Genomic DNA, 798 nt, shown 5'->3' on the forward strand with positions numbered 1-798 from the left:
AGGACCGCCGCCGCGTCCGCGTGGCCGCCGAACCCACCGCCGTGGCCCGCGCGTACGCCCTCTACGAGCCCTACTACGCCCGCCTCAACACCCTCTTCGCCGACTACTCCCCCGAGGAGATCGCCGTCCTCACCGACTGGTTCTCCCGCGCGACCACACTGGCGAACGCCTACCGGGAGGAACTGCGGGACAAGCGAGTCCCCACCGACGAGACGTAGGTCACACCACCCCGTGTCACACCGTGGCGAGCCGCTCCGTCAGAGAGGTGTAGCCCGCACCCACGGCAGAGGGAGTCACCATGGAAGCCCGCCTGAACCTCTTCGGCAGCCCGCTCGCGGCCAAGCTCGTGAAGCACATCAACTCGGCCGGAAGGGAGATCGCGAACTCGACGGTGCCTGCGGCGACGCAGGAGCTGGTGAAGATCCGCGCCAGCCAGATCAACGGCTGCGGATTCTGCACCGACATGCACACCAAGGACGCCGCGCACGCCGGGGAGAGCGCGCAGCGTCTCCACCTGGTCGCGGCCTGGCGCGAGGCGACGGTCTTCACGGAGGCCGAGCGGGCCGCCCTGGAACTGACGGAACAGGGCACCCGTATCGCCGACGCGGCCGGTGGCGTCACCGACGAGGCCTGGGCGAACGCCGCCAAGTACTACGACGAGGAGCAGCTCGTCGCCCTCATCGGCCTGATCGCCGTCATCAACACCTACAACCGGCTGAACGTCATCGTCCGGCAGCCCGCCGGCGACTACCAGCCGGGACAGTTCGGCTGATCCCACCCTCCCGCGGGCCCGCACGA

Annotated in this window: 1 protein-coding gene and 1 pseudogene; both read left to right on the forward strand. The window is 69.5% G+C overall.

All coding sequences use genetic code 11. The annotated features are described in order from the left end of the window. A pseudogene (locus BZL64_RS38550) lies at positions 1 to 218 on the forward strand (MarR family transcriptional regulator); the annotation flags it as partial. Between the two features lie 80 nt (positions 219 to 298). After that, entirely contained in the window at positions 299 to 772 is a 474-nt protein-coding gene (locus BZL64_RS38555) for a carboxymuconolactone decarboxylase family protein (protein WP_086773539.1), read from the forward strand. Positions 773 to 798 lie beyond the last annotated feature (26 nt).

The sequence above is a fragment of the Streptomyces bobili genome (assembly GCF_002154575.1).
GTDB classification, from domain to species: Bacteria; Actinomycetota; Actinomycetes; order Streptomycetales; family Streptomycetaceae; genus Streptomyces; species Streptomyces bobili.

What these genes read in the sequence shown, in the direction of transcription:
- BZL64_RS38555 (WP_086773539.1), top strand. Translation starts at nt 299, where the DNA reads ATGGAAGCCCGCCTGAACCTCTTCGGCAGCCCGCTCGCGGCCAAGCTC.